Below are 18,274 nucleotides of genomic sequence, written 5' to 3' on the forward strand. Positions count from 1 at the left end.
GACCAGTCAAGCAGCGCTAGCTGGCATCACGAACGTTGGGCAGTACATGCAGGGTCACCGGCCAGCGTGCCGGCGGGGCGCCGAACGCCGAGCGGGCATTGCGGACCAGCTTCCTGCCGACCAAGCGATTGCCGATCGCGCCAATGATCGCCCCGATGCCGGCGGGCAGCAGTTTGCCGAACAACAGCACGCCACGCTTGAGCGCGAAACGCTTGACGAAGTACTTGAACATTCGCGTGTTCAACTTCGATATGGCCGGCAGCGGCAGCGAGGCCATCGATTCCGATACCCAGACCCCGCTCGTGCGGCCGGACCCGATCACCTCGGCCACCGCATTCTTGCTGTTGTCGCCGACCAGCACCGCCAAGACCAGCGCGCGCCGCCGTTCCCGGTGATCGAGCGGAATGTCGTAGACCGACGCCAGCGCGAGTACCAACAGCGCGGTGGCCTCGAGGAATACCGCCGTCTCTCCGGCGGCCGCAGACAACGCGGCCAGGGTCCCGATCCCGGGCAACGTCGCTGCCGCGCCCACGGCGGCTCCACTGGCGGTGACCACAGCCAGGAACCGCTTCTCGATCTTGCTGACAATCTCGGCCGGGCTGGCCGCCGGATGGGCGCGACGCAGTCGGGCCACATATGCCTCCGCCGCCGGGCTCTGTATGTGCGAACTCCGCTCGATGACCTGCGCCAATGCCCGCGTTGACGCTTTGGGCCGGCCCATGATCCCGGTCGGCTGCGCGGCCGGCTCGGACTGTCTTGTTCGTCGGGCGCTCATGTTGCCTCTCTAGAGAACGACTTCCCTTCAGGCTAGCGCCCGGCGCGCGAATTGCAGACCGACTCAAGTAACGGAACGGGCAAGAGTCGCCCGCGGCAATGATTCGGCGGCCCCTGGGTGACCGAACGGCCCCTTGGCACACCCGGAATAATGCACGCTGTACTCCTGGGCGACCTCAGACCAACCGTCAGGAGCCGAAACGAGGTGCGTACATGACCGCGGTGACCAGTCGAGTGCTCGACAACGGCTACTCGGGGAACCCGTGGAACGCGCTGTCGGCGATGATGATCGGCTTCTTCATGATCATGTTGGACTCGACCATCGTCTCGATCGCCAACCCGACCATCATGGCTGAGCCGCATATCGGCTATGCCGACGTCGTCTGGGTGACCAGCTCCTACCTGCTGGGTTATGCGGTGGTGTTGCTGGTGGCGGGCCGGCTCGGCGACCGGTTCGGTCCCAAGAACCTCTACCTGATCGGCTTGTCGGTGTTCACCGCCGCATCGATGTGGTGTGGCCTGGCCGGCACCGCCGCCATGCTGATCGCCGCTCGGACGGTGCAAGGCATCGGTGCCGGGCTGCTGACGCCGCAGACCTTGTCGACCATCACCCGCATCTTCCCGGCAACCCGCCGCGGCGCCGCCCTGAGCCTGTGGGGAGCCGCGGCCGGCGTCGCCAGCCTGGTCGGACCGCTGATTGGTGGGGTCCTGGTCAGCGGTCTGGGCTGGGAGTGGATTTTCTTCGTCAAGATCCCCATCGGCCTGGCCGGCCTGGTGGTGGCCTATTTGCTGGTCCCGGATCTGCCCGTGCACGCGCAGCGCTTCGATCTGATCGGAGTCGGGTTGTCCGGGGCGGGCATGTTCTTGCTGGTTTTCGGGCTTCAGGAAGGTCGGGCCGCGGACTGGGCGCCGTGGATCTGGGCGGTGCTGGTCGCCGGGGTGGGGTTCATGGCGATGTTCGTCTACTGGCAGGCGCTCAACCATCGGGCGCCGTTGATCTCGCTGGCGATCTTTCGGGACTGGGAGTTCAGCCTGTGTAACATCGGGGTAGGGATCACCGCATTCGCGACGACGGCGCCGATGTTGCCGCTGACGTTTTATGCGCAGTCGGTGTGTGGGCTGTCGCCGGCTCGGGCGGCGGTGCTGATAGCTCCGGTGGCGCTCGCCAGCGGTGTGCTCGCACCGGTGGTCGGAATGCTGGTGGATCGGTCGCATCCGCTGCCCGTGCTGGGATTCGGTTTCTCCGCGCTGGCGATCTCGATGACCTGGCTTTCGATCGAAATGGCGCCCGAAACGCCAGTCTGGCGGCTGGTGCTGCCGTTTGCCGCGATGGGTGCCGGGATGGCGTTCGTCTGGTCTCCGTTGGCCGCCACCGCGACTCGCAATCTGCCGGCGCATCTGGCCGGTGCGGGCTCGGGTGTCTACAACGCCACCCGCCAGCTCGGGGCGGTACTGGGCAGTGCCAGCATGGCTGCGTTCATGACGTGGCGGATCACCGCCGAGATGCCGCCGGAGTTCGACGCAGACCGCGGATTCAGCGGCGGCGACGGTGGGCTGCAACTGCCTGAGGTGGTGCGCACGCCGTTCTCGGCGGCGATGTCGCAATCGATGCTGCTGCCCGCATTCATCGCCGTGTTCGGCATCATTGCCGCCCTGTTCCTGGTCCGCTCGCGCACGGCGCTGGTGCGCGCGCACGATCGGGCCAGCCACGTCGATGACGACCATGTCGATCGCGACGACTACGGCTATGGCGACTTTGGCGAGCAAGACGACTTTGGCGAGCAAGACGACTATGACGACTATGACGAGTTCGTCCTGCGGCTGGAGCCTGCCGTCGGGACACACCGGCACACCGAAATCCGACGTCCCCTCAGCGGGGTGAGCGGGAATGGGCCAGCGGTGGCCGGCCGCGGGCAACAACCACACTCGGCCAGGTTCGAAAAGTGGCGCGACGATGCCGCCGACGGTCACGCTGCCCCGATCGAACACAATGGCGCCCGGGTCGATGGCAGGCGCCGATTTCGTCCGGTCGCCGACTTCTTGCCGGCCCCCGACCAGGACGACGCCGCCGGGTCCGGGCACTCGTCGCCCTGAGCGCGTTCTCAGCCCGGTTCGGTCAGCGCCAGAAATGCGCCCAAATCCACCAGGCCGGCCGGTGTGCCGGGCAGATACCGGGTCAGCAGCTCGGAGCGCACGATCACCGCGGCATACTGCGCCCGACTGATGGCGACGTTGAGGCGATTCCTGTTGAGCAGAAACGAGATTCCGCGGGGAACGTCGTCCACAGATGAGGCCGTCATCGAGACGAACACGACGGGGGCCTGCGCGCCCTGGAACTTGTCGACGGTGCCGACCCGAACCCCATTCAGGCCGGCGGACAGCAGTCGCTGCCGGATCAGGGCCACCTGGGCGTTGTACGGTGCCAGCACCAGCAGGTCGCGGGTGGCCAGGGGGCGGGTGCCGTGTTCGTCGGTCCAGGGCGAGCCGAGTAGGCGCTGGATCTGGGCCAGGATCGCCTCGGCTTCCTCGGCGCTCTCGATCGAATTGCCCTGGTGCTCGACGGCAAGCACGTGGACGCCGGGCGGGCTTGCGCTGAGCCGACGCGCGGTGGTGCGCTCGGTGTGGGAATGCAGCTTGCCCGCGTAGGACAGCATCGAGACGGCATGGCAGACCGCGGGATGCATGCGGAACGAGCGATCCAGGAAGTATCCCCGCTCCTCGGGTAGTGTGCGCTGGCCGTCAACCAGCCATTCCAGTGCTGAGACATCGACGGGTTCGGGATGTTTACCCTGACTGACCTGCGGTAGCTGCTGCGGGTCTCCCAGCAGCAACAAGTTCGCCGCCGCCGGTGCCACGGCGACGGTATTGGCCAAGCAGAACTGGCCGGCTTCATCCACCACCAGCAGATCCAGACTGCCCGGAGGCACCCGATTGCCGTTGGCAAAATCCCAGGACGTACCGCCGACGACGCATCCTGGGTGGTCGGCGATGAAGGCCGCGTAGTGGTTGCCGTCGATCTCCTGCCAGCGGGGTGCGCCGTGGTCGTAACGCTTCTTGGCTATTCGTGCCGGGTCGAGCCCGGCATCAATCACGCAGTCCAGCAGGTTTTCCACGGTGGCGTGCGATTGCGCGACCACGCCCACGCGCCAGCAATGTTCTTGCACCAGTCGCCCGATCACCCGCGCGGCGGTGTGGGTTTTGCCGGTGCCCGGCGGCCCGTGCACCGCCAGGTAGGACGAATCCAGGTCCAGCACCGCGGCGGTGATGTCGGCGACCGTATCGCCGCTACGCGGTAGTGGCGCCGCGCTGCGGGTGCGCGGCGGACATCGCAGCAGCACGTCGATCAACGCGGTGCGGGGGAGCCGCGGTAACTCAGCGGCCGCGGCCGCGGCGGTGGCTTCGATGGAATCGCGCAACGCCCTGGTCGGTACCGGTGGCCCGGGGGTCAGTGCGAACGGCAGCTGCTGAAAGGTCGCGCCGTCTGCGCCGGTCCGTTCAAGGATGACCACGTCGGTGGGCAGACTCGGATCGTCGAGTTCCACAATCTCGGCGTGGCCTGCGGCTCGCAGGTCGGGGTCGGCGGTCATGCTGGGCGGAGCCGGGGGTTGGTAGAGCGCAAACACGCTGGTCTTGAGATCTCCACGTGCGAGCTCTCCGGTCAATCGGACTCGTCGCTGTGGTTTGCGAGCTCGCGCAGGCGTATGCCATGTGACGGTGACTGAGGCGTGATCGACAATGAAAACGTCTGTGCTGTCCGACCATTCGTCGATGGGATAGTTCAGCCGGTCGAAGTGAGACCACCAGAACGGCTTGTCTTCCCGGCGGTGATAGCCGCGGGCGGCAGCCAGCAGTGCGACCGCCGTCTGTTCGGCGGTGCGGTTGCCGGCCGCTGCGTCGCCGGCGAAATCCGACAACGTTGCCGCCAGTTCGTCGTGGTCTTCGATCGCGTCCCGCCTAGGAACGGGTTGCACCCCGATCGGTGTGACTCCGGCCTCCCAAGCGCGGATCAGCAGCCAGTCCCGCAATTCGCGGGTGGAGCGGCAGTCATATTGGTTGTAGTCTTCGATCTCCTTGAGCACGGTCGCGGCCTCATCCAACCGCCCGTCGGCACGCAGTTAGCTGTAGCGGGCGTAGGAAGTGATCGAGTCAGTGGCGGTGGTGACCTCGCCGGAACGTAGCTGTGCCCCCATGTACAGCGGCTCGAGCGCCTTCAAACTGACCGACTCTGCGCCAACCCGAAAGCACTTGCGCACCACAGGTTATAGGTCAACCAACACTCCGTTTCGGAGCAGATCATCGATGGCGTCCTCGCCGACTCCGTAGCGGCCGGCAAGCCGAAGCAGCGCCGTCTTCTCATACGGCGCGTAGTGATAGATGTGCATGTTGGGGTGACGCTTGCGACGTTTGGCCACCAAAGCCAGAAAGTCGGTGAGCGCCTTGCGTTCGTCCCTGCGATCATGCGCCCACAGTGGGCGGAAGGCTCCCTTCTTTCCCGCTTCCAACACCCCGAACAGGTACTCCAGGCCCCACTCGTGGCCGTCCGCCGTCCACAGCGGATCGCCCTCAAAGTCGAAGAACAGATCGCCAGGATTTGGTTCGGGTAGCAGCGCCAACGGCTGCGGGTCGCTGATCTCATACTGCGTTGTACCGGTATTGCGTTGCCGCACTTGCACTTTGGCTTGAGCGGCAAGTTTGGCTAGGGCGTTCGCTGAGAGTTCGGGCACCGCACCGGTGTGGCTTGCCAGCCCGCCGATTGTGGTGATGCCGGAGTCCAGCAGCTTTTCTCGCTGGCTGACCCGCATCCCCGCGACCAGCAGCAGATCATCGCGACGACGCAGCTCCTTGATGCAGAGCTCACAGCGGAAACATGCCTGCACACCGTGGTCGTCCCAGCACACCGCGGTGTCCGCGGCTTAGTGCTCGTCGAGCAGCCGCTGCAGCTCGGCACGCTGGGCCCGGTAGACCGGGATCAGATCGCTGACCCGGAAATGCACCACCGTGCCGTCCCCAAGTTCCAGGTCGGCCTCCGGGGCCACCGGTACACCCGCGCCGGTCAGGGCATCGGCGTAGGCCCCCAGCTGCATCAGCGCGGTGACCTTGGGTGAGCGCGCCAGCTTGGTGTCGGTGATCCGATAGCGTTCGCGGTCGCGAATCAGGAAATCGGCAAACCCGACGAAGCGGCCGTCGAACATCGCGGCTTGATACACCACGGGCGCGCGGTCGGCGATGGCGCGTTGGGTGGCCTCAGCGGCGGCTGTCAGCCCAGCCAGGGTGTATGCCGGATGGCCGATGACCGCGATCTCACCGAACTGGTCGCGCAGCCGGTCGAGTGTGCGTCTTTCATGTTCATTCCCGAGTTCGGTGGTGCGCGCCAGCAGATCGTCCTCGGCGGAGATGGCGGGACCCCGGCCCAATTTCGAGTCAAAATGGCGCAGAAACGCGAATTCGCACCGCGCGGCGGCAGCAAGATCCGAGGCGCTGTAGAAGACGACGTCGTCGGCGACGAACACAGCAGCCACTCTAATGAGGGCCGGTCGAGACCGATCTGCATCGGCCTCGGCGGCTTAGCGCTCAGGGGTGCGGCCGGTTTGGTTACCCGGTCTTATTGCTGATCAGCTCGACGCCGTTGCCATTCCATCGGAACTTCACGACGCTGCCCAACCCGCTGATGCCGGTGGCGTACGTCAACGCAACCGTGTCACCGGTGCACTGCGAGGTGTCAATGCCGTTGAACCCGTATGTATCGGGCACGCCCTGCGGGATGAATTTGCCTTGGTGGAACAGCACCGCTCTGGTGGTCGGATTATCGCCGTTGGTGTTGGCCCTGATGACTACCGCCGACAGCTGGGCACACTCGTTGTAGTTGCCCGCCAGCGGTTCGGGATTCCAGGGCTGCTCACTGCGCGGATCGCGGGGTAATTCGGAAACAACCTTTGCGATGGTGGGCGAGGCGAGGTTGACGGCGCAGGGGTCGGCCGGCGCGGGGCTGCTCGGGGGCTCGGCGGCCGCCGGGGGTGGGTCGGCCGCATTCGGTTCGTTGGAATTGACGGCTGAGGTGGTGGTTCTGGCTTCTGGGGTCTTGGCGACGATCGAGTCTCCCGAGCCGCAACCGGTCAGTGTCGCGGTAACCAATGCGAGCGCGCCGGTAAGCGGCGCGACTGGGCACGGGAGCGACTTCACACCGCGCACCGTACCGTCGCGGGGCCCTCAGGTGTGGCAGGCGTGGCCGCGCGATCACCCTCTTCTGGTGGCGACCCGCGGCGCCCGGCGTCGCCGGGCTTGCGATCCCCACTAAACTCCATGTCTTGATGGCCAACCCCGAAAACCTGCCTGCGGTACCCCCTGCCACCTTCGCCGACCTACAGATTCATCCGTCGGTCATGCGAGCAATCGCCGACGTCGGTTACGAGTCCCCGACGGGGATTCAGGCCGCTACCATCCCCGCGCTGATGGCGGGTTCCGACGTGGTGGGGCTGGCGCAGACCGGCACCGGCAAGACGGCGGCGTTCGCGATCCCGATTCTGTCCAAAATCGACACCACCAGCACCGCAACCCAGGCGCTCGTGCTGGCCCCCACCCGCGAGCTGGCCCTTCAGGTGGCTGAGGCGTTTAGTCGGTACGGCGCCCATCTATCGCGCCTCAACGTGCTTCCGGTTTATGGCGGATCGTCGTATGCCATACAACTGGCCGGTCTGCGGCGCGGCGCGCAGGTTGTGGTGGGGACACCCGGGCGGGTCATCGACCACCTGGAACGACGAACGCTTGATCTGTCCCGGGTGGACTACTTGGTGCTCGACGAGGCAGACGAGATGCTCACCATGGGCTTCGCCGAAGACGTTGAACGCATCCTGTCCGAAACCCCGGAATACAAGCAGGTCGCATTGTTCTCGGCGACCATGCCGCCGGCAATCCGAAAAATCACCACTAGATATCTGCACGATCCGCTGGAAGTCAAATCCGAAGCGAAAACCGCTACCGCCGAAAATATTTCGCAGCGGTACATCCAGGTGGCCGGTCCGCGCAAGATGGATGCGCTTACCCGGGTGCTCGAGGTCGAGCCGTTTGAGGCGATGATCGTGTTTGTCCGCACCAAACAGGCCACCGAGGAGGTTGCCGAGAAGCTGCGGGCACGAGGGTTTTCCGCGGCGGCCATCAACGGCGATATTCCGCAGGGACAGCGCGAGCGAACCATCACGGCGCTGCGCGACGGCGGCATCGACATCCTGGTCGCCACCGACGTGGCCGCGCGCGGGCTGGACGTCGAGCGGATATCGCATGTGCTCAACTACGACATCCCGCACGACACCGAGTCCTACGTGCACCGAATTGGGCGCACCGGTCGGGCCGGGCGTTCGGGTGCGGCATTGTTGTTTGTCTCCCCGCGGGAGCGACACCTGCTCAAACTGATCGAAAAGGCCACTCGGCAAACACTGACCGAGGCCGAGTTGCCCACCGTGGAAGACGTCAACGCCCAGCGGGTGGCGAAGTTCGCCGATTCCATCACCCATGCGCTGAGCAATACGGGCATCGAGTTGTTCCGCAGGCTGGTCGAGGACTACGAGCGCGAGCACAACGTCCCGATGGCTGACATCGCTGCGGCGCTGGCATTGCAGTCGCGCGACGGCGAGGAATTCCTGCTGGCGCCCGATCCGCCACCAGATCAGCGCGAGCGCCATCCCCGCAATGAGCGCAAGGAACGTCCGGAGAGGCGCAGAAGCGGCGGCGCCTTCAGCACGTATCGCATCTCGGTTGGCAAACGGCACAAAATCGGTCCGGGCGCGATCGTCGGCGCCATCGCCAACGAGGGCGGATTGCACCGCAGCGACTTCGGCCACATCACTATCGGGCCGGATTTCTCGCTGGTGGAGCTGCCGGTCAAACTGCCCCGCGAAACACTGAAAAAGCTCGAACAAACCAGGATTTCGGGTGTGTTGATCAACCTTCGCCCCGACCGCCCCGCCGATAAGGCGTACAAGGCGCGCCGCAACGATGGTGGCAAACCTCGGCGGAAACGCCTCGGATGACCCTGCCCGAAGCCACCGACGCCCAAGGCGGACTTGAGCAGATCTCGCACGTGGATCGGGTTGCGTCGCTGACCGGAATCCGTGCGGTCGCCGCACTGCTGGTGGTCGCCACCCACGCGGCCTACACCACCGGCAAGTACACCCATGGCTACTGGGGCCTGGTCTCGGCCCGGATGGAGATCGGCGTGCCGATCTTCTTCGTGCTATCCGGCTTCCTGCTGTTCCGCCCGTGGGTGCACTCCGCGGTCACCGGCGCTCCTCCGCCTTCATTGCGCCGCTACACGGCACACCGGGTGCGCCGCATCATGCCTGCCTATGTGGTCGTCGTGCTGATCGCCTACGTGATCTACCACTACCGCATCGCCGGACCGAACCCCGGACACAGCTGGATGGGGTTGGTGCGCAACCTCACGCTGACCCAGATCTACACCGACGGGTACCTGGGTTCATACCTGCATCAGGGATTGACCCAAATGTGGAGCCTGGCGGTGGAGGCCTCCTTCTACGTATTGCTCCAGTTCCTGGCCTACCTGCTGCTGGTGGTGATCAGCCGACGCCGCTGGCAGCCGAAGTTGGTGGTCGGTGCGTTGCTCGCGATGGCCACCATCACCCCGGGCTGGCTGGTGCTGATACACACCGTTTCGTTGTTTCCCGACGGAGCTCGCCTGTGGTTGCCCAGCTATCTCGCCTGGTTCTTGGGCGGCATGTTGCTGACGGTCCTACAGGCGATGAAGGTGCAATGCTATGCACTCGCGGCGCTACCATTGGCCACCATCTGCTATTTCATCGTCGCCACGCCGATCGCGGGTGCCCCCACCACGTCGCCCTCGGCGCTGACCGAAGCCGTGGTCAAAGTCTGCTTCTATACCGTGATCGCCACGCTGGCCGTAGCGCCATTGGCCCTGGGGGATCAGGGCTGGTATTCCCAACTTCTTGCCAGCCGGCCGATGGTCTGGCTCGGTGAAATCTCCTATGAGATCTTCCTGGTCCACCTGGTGACGATGGAATTCGCGATGGTCTACGTGGTCCGGTACCGGGTGTACACCGGCTCCATGCTGAACCTGTTCATCGCCACCATGGTCATCACGATCCCGCTGGCCTGGGTGCTACACCGCCTTACCCGGGTCAGGTCCGAGTAGACCCATCGCGACGGCGGGCCAGCTCATCCGAAATCAAGTGGCGGGTCTGGTGGGTCAGCGGATCACGGGCGCAACGTCAAGCACTGCCGACTACATCGTGGGTAGCACCGTCACCGGCGCCGGTTCGACCGGTGTCGGTTCAGGCGCGGGCTCGGGTGCGGGCGCTGGGGTCGGCTCGGGCGTGGGTGCCGGTGTCGGGTCAGGTGTCGGGGTCGGGTCAGGTGTCGGTGTCGGTGTCGGCGTCGGGTCAGGTGTGGGTGATGGATCAGGGTTGGGGTTCGGTGTCGGCGACGGGGAACCGCCCGACGAAGACGGCGCTTTGCAACCGGGCAGCAGGCGCAGCAGTTGCTGAAGCGGGGGCCACTGCGACAGCTGTGACCATATCTCCGACACGGTGGCGTGGTAGCCGCTCATCACCGCGACATCCTGGGCCCACGTCTCCTCATAAAGACCTTCGGCGGCCGCGATCGCGGGAAAGTTCAAACCGAAGAAGTTCGTATTGGCCAGCAGGGCGGTTAGCGCGCGATTGGCGTTGATGATGACCGGGGACACTATGGCGGTACGGGCCGCCTCGAATGCCGTCGCCACCGCGCCCGCCTGACTGGCAGCGCTCTCGGACTGGGCGGCCGCGGTGCAAAGCCACGCGGCATACGGTGCGGCAGCCTGTGTCATCGCGGTCGCAGCGGGGCCTTGCCATGCCCCGCTGGCCAGGTCTGACGTGATCGATGCAAAGGACTCCGCCGCCGCGCGCAACTCGCTGGCTAACCCGCACCACGCCGCCGCCGCTCCCAGCATTGGCGCCGATCCCGGGCCGGCCTCGATGAGCGCCGAATTGATTTCCGGAGGAAACATGGGATAGGTCATCGCTAATCCTTACCGTACGGACCCAATTGAGTGGCCGCATTTTCCGGCTGCCTGATCGTCGGCTATCCGGCTCCCGGGCGCAGATGCAATGTGAGATGAGCTGAGCGGGAACGGCTTCCGGTATACCGCTGACATGTCGTCTTGCACCTCCGTGACGACATTGCACTTCTGACGGCCGCCTGACGGTGGCCGATCAGTCACAAGATATCGCCGCTAGGTGAGTTCGTCAGCGATTTGGACGAAATATGTTGACAGGCTGTTCTGTGCCGGTGACTGTGTCCGGTCATTCTGGGGGCAGGCGCGTTGCAGATCCCGTCGTCGCAGACGAGCGCATGGTGGGGGAGGGCGATCGGCCTCTGGAATTCGAGTCAGTAGCCAAGGACGACAGCATGTTTCGTGATCCGGTGTTGGTGCGGATCGTTGCGGCCGTCAGAATGTCGGGATTGAGCCGGTTCGGTGAGAAGTGGCGTGCGGCGGCTTCGTAGCTTTCGTCGACCGGTGTGGCCGCAGGCAGATGATCACGATCATTGAACTCTGGCTGGTAGCTCGGGAAAACGGGCGGACCAACAAGCGCCAGCGCTGCTGATGCGACAAGGACGGGCAACGGCCAACGAACGACCGTAGGTGTGTCTTGTCAGGCTACGCGGGTCCGTTCAAGCCCATATTGCCGAAAAGCTGACCACCCGTGCCGCCGTCGCCGCCGAGCCCGCCAAAGACGCCAGCTCCGCCATCACCGCCGTTGCCCACCAGTTTTGCGTTGCCGCCCTTACCGCCGCCAGCCGGACTCAAGTTACCGCTGCTACCGGCGTCGCCACCAGCACCGCCGTTACCGACTGCACCGCCTGCGCCGCCGTTGCCGCCAGTGCCACCGCTGCCGAAAGCACCGACTCCGCCGGCCCCGCCCACCCCACCGTTGCCGATGACACCAACAGCATCGCCACCGTTGCCGCCGTTGCCTCCGGTACCGGCCAGACCAATGCCGCCGTCGCCGCCGAGACCACCGTACCCGATCAACTTGCCGCCGACTCCGCCATTCCCGCCGGTCAAACCCGCCTGGGTGGTGACGTCATGGCCACCGGCTCCACCTGCGCCACCGTGGCCAAACAACCCGAGTGCGTTGCCGCCCGCGCCGCCAGCCGATCCATTTCCAACAATGACGCCGTCGCCGCCGTTGCCGCCATTTCCGGACAAGTAGCCGCCATCCGCGCCACCGGCACCGGCACCGGCGTTACCCCCGCTTCCAATCAGGTATCCGCCCCTGCCGCCGGCTCCGCCGAGCCCAGACAAGCCAGGAGCCCCGGCCCCGCCGTTACCGCCATCTCCGAAAAGCCCTGCTGCACCGCCATTCCCGCCGACGCCTGGCGCGGGTGTTCCCACAGTGGCGCTCGCCGCGCCACCCGCACCGCCGTTGCCGCCGTTGCCAATTACGCCACCGCAGCCGCCGTTGCCGCCGGCCCCACCGATGGGACCAAGGCCTCCGGCCCCTCCGGTCCCAACGTTGCCCACCAGACCCACGGCGTTGCCACCCGTACCCCCGGACCCGGCTAGGTCCTGTCTGCTAATTGCGGACGCGGTGGTAGGTGATGATGGCGGCCAGGGTGACATCGCCGAGGTAGGTCAGGGCGTATTTGTCGTAGCGGGTGGCGACCGCGCGCCAGTGTTTGAGCCGGTTGAAGCTTCGCTCGACGGTGTTGCGGTGCTTGTAGATTCGGCCTGAGAACCCCGGAGGCCGTCCTCTGTTGCGGCCTTTGGCTTTGCGGCGGGTGATCTGGTCGCTGCGCTCGGGGATGGTATGGGCGATCTTGAGCCGGCGCAGCTGTGCCCGCGTCGAGTCATGGGAGTACGCCTTGTCCGCCAGCAGGTGAAACGGGGCGTATGAGTTGCTGCGCCGGGCGGCCAGCAGTGGCCAAAGCATCGGATTATCACCGGCTTGACCGGCCGACAGTGCCAGGGTGACCGGACTGCACAGCTGGTCGGTCAAGGCGTGGATCTTGGTAGTCAGCCCGCCGCGGGAATGCCCAATGGCGTGGTCATCGGGCTCATCGAGATATTTCTTGTAATTCGACAGATCCCCCTGTGCGGCGCCCGGGGCGCTCCGGCTGCGTGTTGGTGGGCGCGCACACTGGTCGAATCGACCGACAACAGTGCGCCCAGGTCGGCGTCCTCGGCGTCGAGGTCAGAGGCGATCGCCGCGAAGATCCGCGCGTAGATGCCATCGACCGACCAGCGTAGATGCCTCTCGGCCACCGATTGCCAGGGACCGAAGTGCTCGGGCAGGTCACACCACGGAGATCCCGTACGGTAACGCCAGATAATGCCCTCCAGAGTATGTCGATGATCGTTCCACGGCCGGCCACGCCGCCGCCCCGCAGGCAACACCGCCACGATCAGCGACCACAAATCATCAGAAATCGCATGCGTCCGCATCACCCAAACAGCATCAGCCAAAACACCATTCACATTAAGCAGACACGCCCTAGACCCGCAGTGCCAATGCCTCCGGCCCCACCATCACCGCCGTTGCCAAAGAACTGACCGCCGATGCCGCTATCGGCGCCGTTGCCGCCGGCACCCCCGACCGCGCCTGCCCCGCCGTTGCCCCCGTTCCCGAACAGGCGGGCGTCGCCGCCATGGCCGCCAGAGCCACCGTCGTTCATGACACCGAACCCGCCACCACTGTTACCGCCGACCGCACCATTCCCGCCGACGCCGCCGTCCCCCCACAACCCTCCCTCGCCTCCAGCAGCGCCGTTGCCGCCGATACCGCCGTTGCCGCCGGTACCTCCGGTACCTCCGATACCGCCGTTGCCGCCGGCGTGCCCGGGGACTGTGGGGCTTCCACCGGCGCCGCCATTGCCACCGGCGCCACCGACGCCCCACAGTCCAGCGCCGCCGCCACTGCCGCCGTTACCGCCGCCACTAAGACTGCCGAAACCGTTGCCGGTCCCGTCCCCGCCGATCCCACCGGCCCCGCCGTTGCCGTACAGCAGGCCACCGTGACCGCCATTGCCGCCAGCGAAGGCCGTCCCGCCGCCACCGCCGGCTCCGCCGTTGCCGATCAGCCCGGCATTACCGCCATTGCCGCCAGCGACATTGTTGTTCCCGGTCTGCGTGAACCCGTTACCGCCGTTGCCATATAACAGGCCACCGTCACCGCCGTTGGGGTTCGCCGCGGTGCCATTGGCGCCGTTTCCAATGAGCGGGCGGCCCACCAGAGCCTGAGTCGGTGCATTGATGATGCCCAGTGCGTCTTGCTCCAGGGTCTGCAGTGGCGTGGCATTGGCCGCTTCGGCTCCGACGTAGGACTGCGCTCCAGCGTTCAACGCCTCTACGAACCGCTGATGAAACGCCGCGACCTGGGCGCTCAGCACCTGATAGGCCTGCCCATGACCAGAAAACACCGCCGCGATCGCCGCTGACACCTCGTCAGCACCAGCAGCCAGCACCGTGGTGGTAGGGCCAATAGCCGCGGTGTTCGCCGCCGCCAGTTGTGAGCCGATATCGACCAAATCACCTGCCGCGCCCGTCAACATGTCAGGGAATACCGTCAAATACGCCATCGCCCGTCTCCCATCAAGTTCTCATCGCCCCAGGCGTTTCGGCAAGATAACCTCACTCCCAGCGGCCCAGCGCCGCTATCAGGCACTTCCCAGCCATCCCACAGGTCGAGTTTCGTTGCAGCTGAAGGCGTTGAGGACTGCGCAGCAGGACAGCCCTCCTTCTCAGGTGCAGGGTTGGGTGATGTCGTTAACCCACAACTCATTTGGCCGAAGCCGGTGGAACTTGCGGTTGACCAGATCATCGGCGGTGGCCAATCCCTGCAGCCGTTGAGGCGCACCGGGTCAGGCAGGCCGCAGATGCCAGCCTGGGTCAGCAGGACCGACACGTGCCACGGAAGGCGACGTGCACTTCGCGGATCAGTCCGATCAGCCACTGGCGGCGCGGCTCTGTTCTCGCCCAAGAGACTTGGCCGACTGTCACCCGATGGACAACTCGGTCCCCGATTCCCTCGTCGGGACGGCCCAGGCGTACGCCGGCCACCGGGGGCATGCCCAGATCATGGGCGTTTGTGGCCTAGCGGCGGGTGGGAAACGGTGTTACAACCGGAGCGACGAATTCCTCGAGCATCGCCCGCTCGTCGGCTTCGTCCTGGCCGGGGAACATCAACAGCGAGACGATCACCCGCACGGTCCAACGAGCCCGGCGCTCCACCGCGGCGGGGGCTTCGGGGCCCAAAGACTGCAGGAATGCGGCGGCCAGTCCCGCGATCACCTCGGATTGTCCGGCCAACTCACCGCCGATCGGTGGTCGGGTGGAGGCGAACCACGCCGCCAGGGCCGGCCGCTGGCGGACCATTCGCAAGGTGGCGGTGATGCTAGTGATCAGCTGATCGCGTGGATCATCGATGTCGCCGATCTGCTGCATGATCTCGTGCCCCAGCCGGAGCGTCTCGCGGTGCACGTAGGCGGTTCTGAGCGCCTCACGACTCTCGAAGTATCGATACAGGGTGGCCCGGGAACAGCCTGCCGCCCTGGCGATTTCGTTCATCCCGATCGAAGCCGGGTCGTGCTCGGTATAGAGCCGCTCGGCGGCGTCGAGTATCCGGTCGGCGGCGACCTCGCTGCGGTGCGCTGCCAGCCAGTCGGTTCGGCCCATCAAGACCTCACTTCAAACGGCAGCGACAGCGGGCGCCGGACGTAGCTGCCGCCGGACCACACGATGCGTGACTCGTCGACCTCGAAGTCCGGGCAGCGCGCCAATAGTTCGGTCAGCGCGACCCGGGACTGCATCCGGGCCGCGGCCGCGCCCAGGCAGTGGTGCGCGCCATGGCTGAACGTCAGGATGTTGCGCGGGCAGCGCCGTACATCGAGTTCGCCGGCATCAGAACCGTATTGGCGCTCATCCCGGTTGGCCGAACCGTAGAGCAGCAGCGCTCGGCGACCGGCGGGGATGGTGACATTCCCGATCGTCACGTCGTGGGTGACGGTGCGGGCCAGGCCCTGCACCGGCGAGGTGAGCCGCAGCAGTTCCTCGACCGCATCGGTGACGAGCTCTGGATTGTCGGTCAGAAGCCGGCGTTGGTCGGGTCGCCGGTGGAGCAGGGGCATGGAGCCGCCGAGCATTCCGGTAACGGTGTCATTGCCGCCGGTGACCATGGTGAATGTGAACGCCAGGATCGACAGCGTGCCCGCGATGTCGCCGTCCGCGCCGACTCCGGCGGCAACCAGGTGAGAAATCGTGTCGTCCTCGGGTTTGGCGCGGCGGCGCTCGATCAGCGAGGTGAAGTAGGCCATCATCGACCCGACCGCATCGCCGACCGTGGCCAACGCGCCCGCGATGCCGCCCTCGGCGGTGTTGGCCGCGACGATGGCCTGGGTCCACCCATCGAACTGTGCCCGGTCCTGTTCGGGTACCCCGAGATAGTGTGCGACCACCATCGACGGCAAGGGCTTGAACAGGTCGGTGACGATGTCGCCGCCCCCCTGGGCGCGCAGCCGCTCGATTCGCTCGACGACGAAATCGCGCACCTTGGGCTCCACCGCTACGACCTGGCGCGGGGTGAAACCGCGTGACACCAACTTCCGGAACTCGGTATGGGCTGGTGGATCCTGCATGACCATGGGCGGGTTATCTTGCAGCCCAATCATTTCCAGATCGCCATAGTTGACGGTCAAGCCCTGCGCCGAGGAGAAGGTCTGGTGGTCGCGGGCCGCTGCCCACACGTCGGCGTGGCGCGACAGCACGTCGTAGTCCTGGTCGGGCTGGTGGGTCGGGATGACGTGGTGCACCGGATCCTGGTCTCGCAGCGCCCGGTACATCGGCCAGGGATCCGGCCAGGTTGCGGCGGTGGCCAACTGGAACGCAACAGGCGCGCGGTGAGACACATCCACTGACATGTCTTATTGGTACGACAGAGTTGTATAGATGTCAACACCTGCGCATAGCCGGTGTGCATCCTTGGCTTCCACCGTGCAGTCCGGGCGCAACCTGCCCGAGATTCCCGACCTGAGCGCACCCTCAAGGCCGTGACGGCACACTCGATGCCGCACCCGTGTCGAGCGCCCGCACCGCGTCGAGCGCCGAGCGGAGAACGCAGAGATCTAGATCCCGCTACCGGGGTTGAGGATGTCCAGGGGGTCCAACGCCTGTTTGATGCGGCGGTTGAGGTCCATCACATCGGGCCCGAGATAGCCTTCCAGCCACGGCCGCTTCAACCGGCCCACGCCGTGTTCGCCCGTGATCGTTCCGCCCAGGCCTACGGCAAGATCCATGATTTCGCCGTAGGCGAGCTGTGCGCGCTCGGCCATGGCGGCGTCGGAGGGGTCGTAGACGAGCAAGGGGTGCGTATTGCCGTCACCCGCATGCGCGATCACCGAGATCATCAGGTCGCGCTCCTGCGCGATCCGGGCGATTCCGGTGACCAGCTTGCCCAGATTGGGTAGCGGCACGCCGACATCTTCGAGCAACAGGGATCCCTTGGCCTCTACCGCCGGGATGCAGAAGCGGCGGGCCGCGACGAACGCCTCACCCTCGTCGGGGTCGGTGGTGGAAAACACTTCTGTTGCACCATGTTCGGCAAATACCGCGGCCATCAGTTCGGCATCGTCGCGGCCGGCCTGTCCGCGCTCGTCGGAGCTGGCCACCAGCATCGCTGCGGCACCGCGATCCAGGTCCATGCGCAGCGTGTCCTCCACCGCGTTGATCGCCACCGAATCCATGAATTCGAGCATCGAGGGACGAATCCGCGCGGAAACACCGAGCACCGCGTCCACCGCGGATTCCACCGACGCGAAGCTGGCCACCACGACGGCGGCCGCGTTTTGCGCGGGAAGCAGGCGCAGCGTCACCTCCGTGATGACGCCCAGGGTGCCCTCGCTGCCGACGAACAGTTTTGTCAGGCTCAGCCCGGCGACATCCTTGAGCCGCGGACCGCCCAACCGCATCGCGGTGCCATCGGCGAGCACGACCTGCATGCCCAGCACGTAGTCAGTGGTGACGCCGTACTTCACACAGCACAATCCGCCCGCATTGGTGGCGATGTTGCCCCCGATGCTGCAGATTTCGAACGACGACGGATCCGGCGGATACCACAGTCCGTGTTCGGCGGCGGCCTTCTTCACCTCGGCGTTGAACAGGCCGGGCTGACAGACCGCGATGCGGGTGACCGGGTCGATCGTGATATCGCGCATCTTCTCGGTGGACAGCACGATTCCGCCGTCCAGGGCGGTGGCCCCGCCCGACAATCCGGAACCGGCTCCGCGGGTCACCACGGCAACGCGGTTCGCGCCGGCCCACCGCAGGATGGTCTGCACTTCTTCGGTGCATCGTGGCCGGACCACGGCCAGCGGCTTGCCCGCCGACGGGTCAAGGGCACGGTCCTGTCGGTAGCCCTCGGTGACGTTGGGATCGGTGACCACCATGCCGTCGGGCAAGCCGGCGATCAGGCTGGCCAGCACATCCGCATTCACGAGG

General features: G+C 65.9%; 11 protein-coding genes and 3 pseudogenes. 3 read left to right on the top strand and 11 right to left on the bottom strand.

All coding sequences use genetic code 11. The features are described 5' to 3' along the window. Positions 1-16: 16 nt before the first annotated feature. On the bottom strand, positions 17-775 hold the full coding sequence (locus G6N41_RS07130) for a hypothetical protein (protein ID WP_012395766.1): 759 nt from the start codon (positions 773-775) through the stop codon (positions 17-19). Between the two features lie 212 nt (positions 776-987). Between G6N41_RS07130 and G6N41_RS07135 the strand changes: the two genes are divergently transcribed. Continuing rightward, positions 988-2,868 carry an MFS transporter gene (locus G6N41_RS07135; protein WP_198966975.1) on the top strand — a complete coding sequence of 627 codons (1,881 nt, stop codon included), beginning with the start codon at positions 988-990 and terminating at the stop codon, positions 2,866-2,868. 8 nt (positions 2,869-2,876) lie between these two features. Here the strand turns inward: G6N41_RS07135 and G6N41_RS07140 are convergent. Continuing rightward, positions 2,877-6,284, bottom strand: a pseudogene (locus tag G6N41_RS07140) (TM0106 family RecB-like putative nuclease). Positions 6,285-6,366: 82 nt separating this feature from the next. Then, complete coding sequence (locus G6N41_RS07145) at positions 6,367-6,963, bottom strand: LppP/LprE family lipoprotein (protein ID WP_198966976.1); 597 nt, start codon at positions 6,961-6,963, stop codon at positions 6,367-6,369. Between the two features lie 119 nt (positions 6,964-7,082). On the opposite strand from G6N41_RS07145, the gene G6N41_RS07150 reads away from it, so the two are divergent. Then, positions 7,083-8,798 carry a DEAD/DEAH box helicase gene (locus tag G6N41_RS07150; protein WP_036456184.1) on the top strand — a complete coding sequence of 572 codons (1,716 nt, stop codon included), beginning with the start codon at positions 7,083-7,085 and terminating at the stop codon, positions 8,796-8,798. Continuing rightward, positions 8,795-9,937 (top strand): acyltransferase family protein, encoded by a 1,143-nt coding sequence (locus G6N41_RS07155; RefSeq protein WP_198966977.1) that lies wholly within the window; start codon positions 8,795-8,797, stop codon positions 9,935-9,937. Before G6N41_RS07150 ends, G6N41_RS07155 begins: the two co-directional genes overlap by 4 nt. A 90-nt stretch (positions 9,938-10,027) precedes the next feature. On the opposite strand, the gene G6N41_RS07160 is transcribed toward G6N41_RS07155, so the two are convergent. From G6N41_RS07160 to G6N41_RS07195, 8 genes and pseudogenes are all read right to left on the bottom strand, one after another. Beyond that, the gene (locus G6N41_RS07160; RefSeq protein WP_198966978.1) at positions 10,028-10,801 is read right to left on the bottom strand and encodes a PPE family protein; all 774 of its coding nucleotides are present in this window, start codon (positions 10,799-10,801) and stop codon (positions 10,028-10,030) included. A 639-nt stretch (positions 10,802-11,440) separates the two neighbouring features. After that, positions 11,441-12,316, bottom strand: coding sequence for a hypothetical protein (locus G6N41_RS07165; RefSeq protein ID WP_231608982.1), 876 nt, complete (start codon positions 12,314-12,316; stop codon positions 11,441-11,443). A gap of 43 nt (positions 12,317-12,359) precedes the next feature. Further along, positions 12,360-13,231: pseudogene (locus G6N41_RS07170) on the bottom strand (IS5 family transposase). Positions 13,232-13,257: 26 nt separating this feature from the next. Continuing rightward, a complete protein-coding gene (locus G6N41_RS07175) occupies positions 13,258-14,361 on the bottom strand; it encodes a PE family protein (protein WP_198966980.1) in 1,104 nt (367 codons plus the stop codon). Between the two features lie 93 nt (positions 14,362-14,454). Next, a pseudogene (locus G6N41_RS07180) lies at positions 14,455-14,752 on the bottom strand (IS3-like element ISAar24 family transposase); the annotation flags it as partial. 123 nt (positions 14,753-14,875) lie between these two features. Beyond that, the gene (locus tag G6N41_RS07185; RefSeq protein WP_020729962.1) at positions 14,876-15,457 is read right to left on the bottom strand and encodes a TetR/AcrR family transcriptional regulator; all 582 of its coding nucleotides are present in this window, start codon (positions 15,455-15,457) and stop codon (positions 14,876-14,878) included. Then, the gene (locus G6N41_RS07190; protein WP_198966981.1) at positions 15,457-16,698 is read right to left on the bottom strand and encodes a cytochrome P450; all 1,242 of its coding nucleotides are present in this window, start codon (positions 16,696-16,698) and stop codon (positions 15,457-15,459) included. Before G6N41_RS07190 ends, G6N41_RS07185 begins: the two co-directional genes overlap by 1 nt. Before the next feature lie 204 nt (positions 16,699-16,902). Then, entirely contained in the window at positions 16,903-18,270 is a 1,368-nt protein-coding gene (locus tag G6N41_RS07195; RefSeq protein ID WP_198966982.1) for an FAD-binding oxidoreductase, read from the bottom strand. Between the last annotated feature and the right edge of the window lie 4 nt (positions 18,271-18,274).

Source organism: Mycobacterium shottsii (genome assembly GCF_010728525.1).
Classification (GTDB): Bacteria; Actinomycetota; Actinomycetes; order Mycobacteriales; family Mycobacteriaceae; genus Mycobacterium; species Mycobacterium marinum.

Bases quoted from the DNA above. Each gene is read 5' to 3' on its own strand.
- G6N41_RS07150 (WP_036456184.1), top strand. From the start codon at position 7,083: ATGGCCAACCCCGAAAACCTGCCTGCGGTACCCCCTGCCACCTTCGCC.
- G6N41_RS07155 (WP_198966977.1), top strand. From the start codon at position 8,795: ATGACCCTGCCCGAAGCCACCGACGCCCAAGGCGGACTTGAGCAGATC.
- G6N41_RS07130 (WP_012395766.1), bottom strand. From the start codon at position 775: ATGAGCGCCCGACGAACAAGACAGTCCGAGCCGGCCGCGCAGCCGACC.
- G6N41_RS07190 (WP_198966981.1), bottom strand. From the start codon at position 16,698: ATGTCAGTGGATGTGTCTCACCGCGCGCCTGTTGCGTTCCAGTTGGCC.
- G6N41_RS07135 (WP_198966975.1), top strand. From the start codon at position 988: ATGACCGCGGTGACCAGTCGAGTGCTCGACAACGGCTACTCGGGGAAC.
- G6N41_RS07175 (WP_198966980.1), bottom strand. From the start codon at position 14,361: ATGGCGTATTTGACGGTATTCCCTGACATGTTGACGGGCGCGGCAGGT.
- G6N41_RS07185 (WP_020729962.1), bottom strand. From the start codon at position 15,457: ATGGGCCGAACCGACTGGCTGGCAGCGCACCGCAGCGAGGTCGCCGCC.
- G6N41_RS07160 (WP_198966978.1), bottom strand. From the start codon at position 10,801: ATGACCTATCCCATGTTTCCTCCGGAAATCAATTCGGCGCTCATCGAG.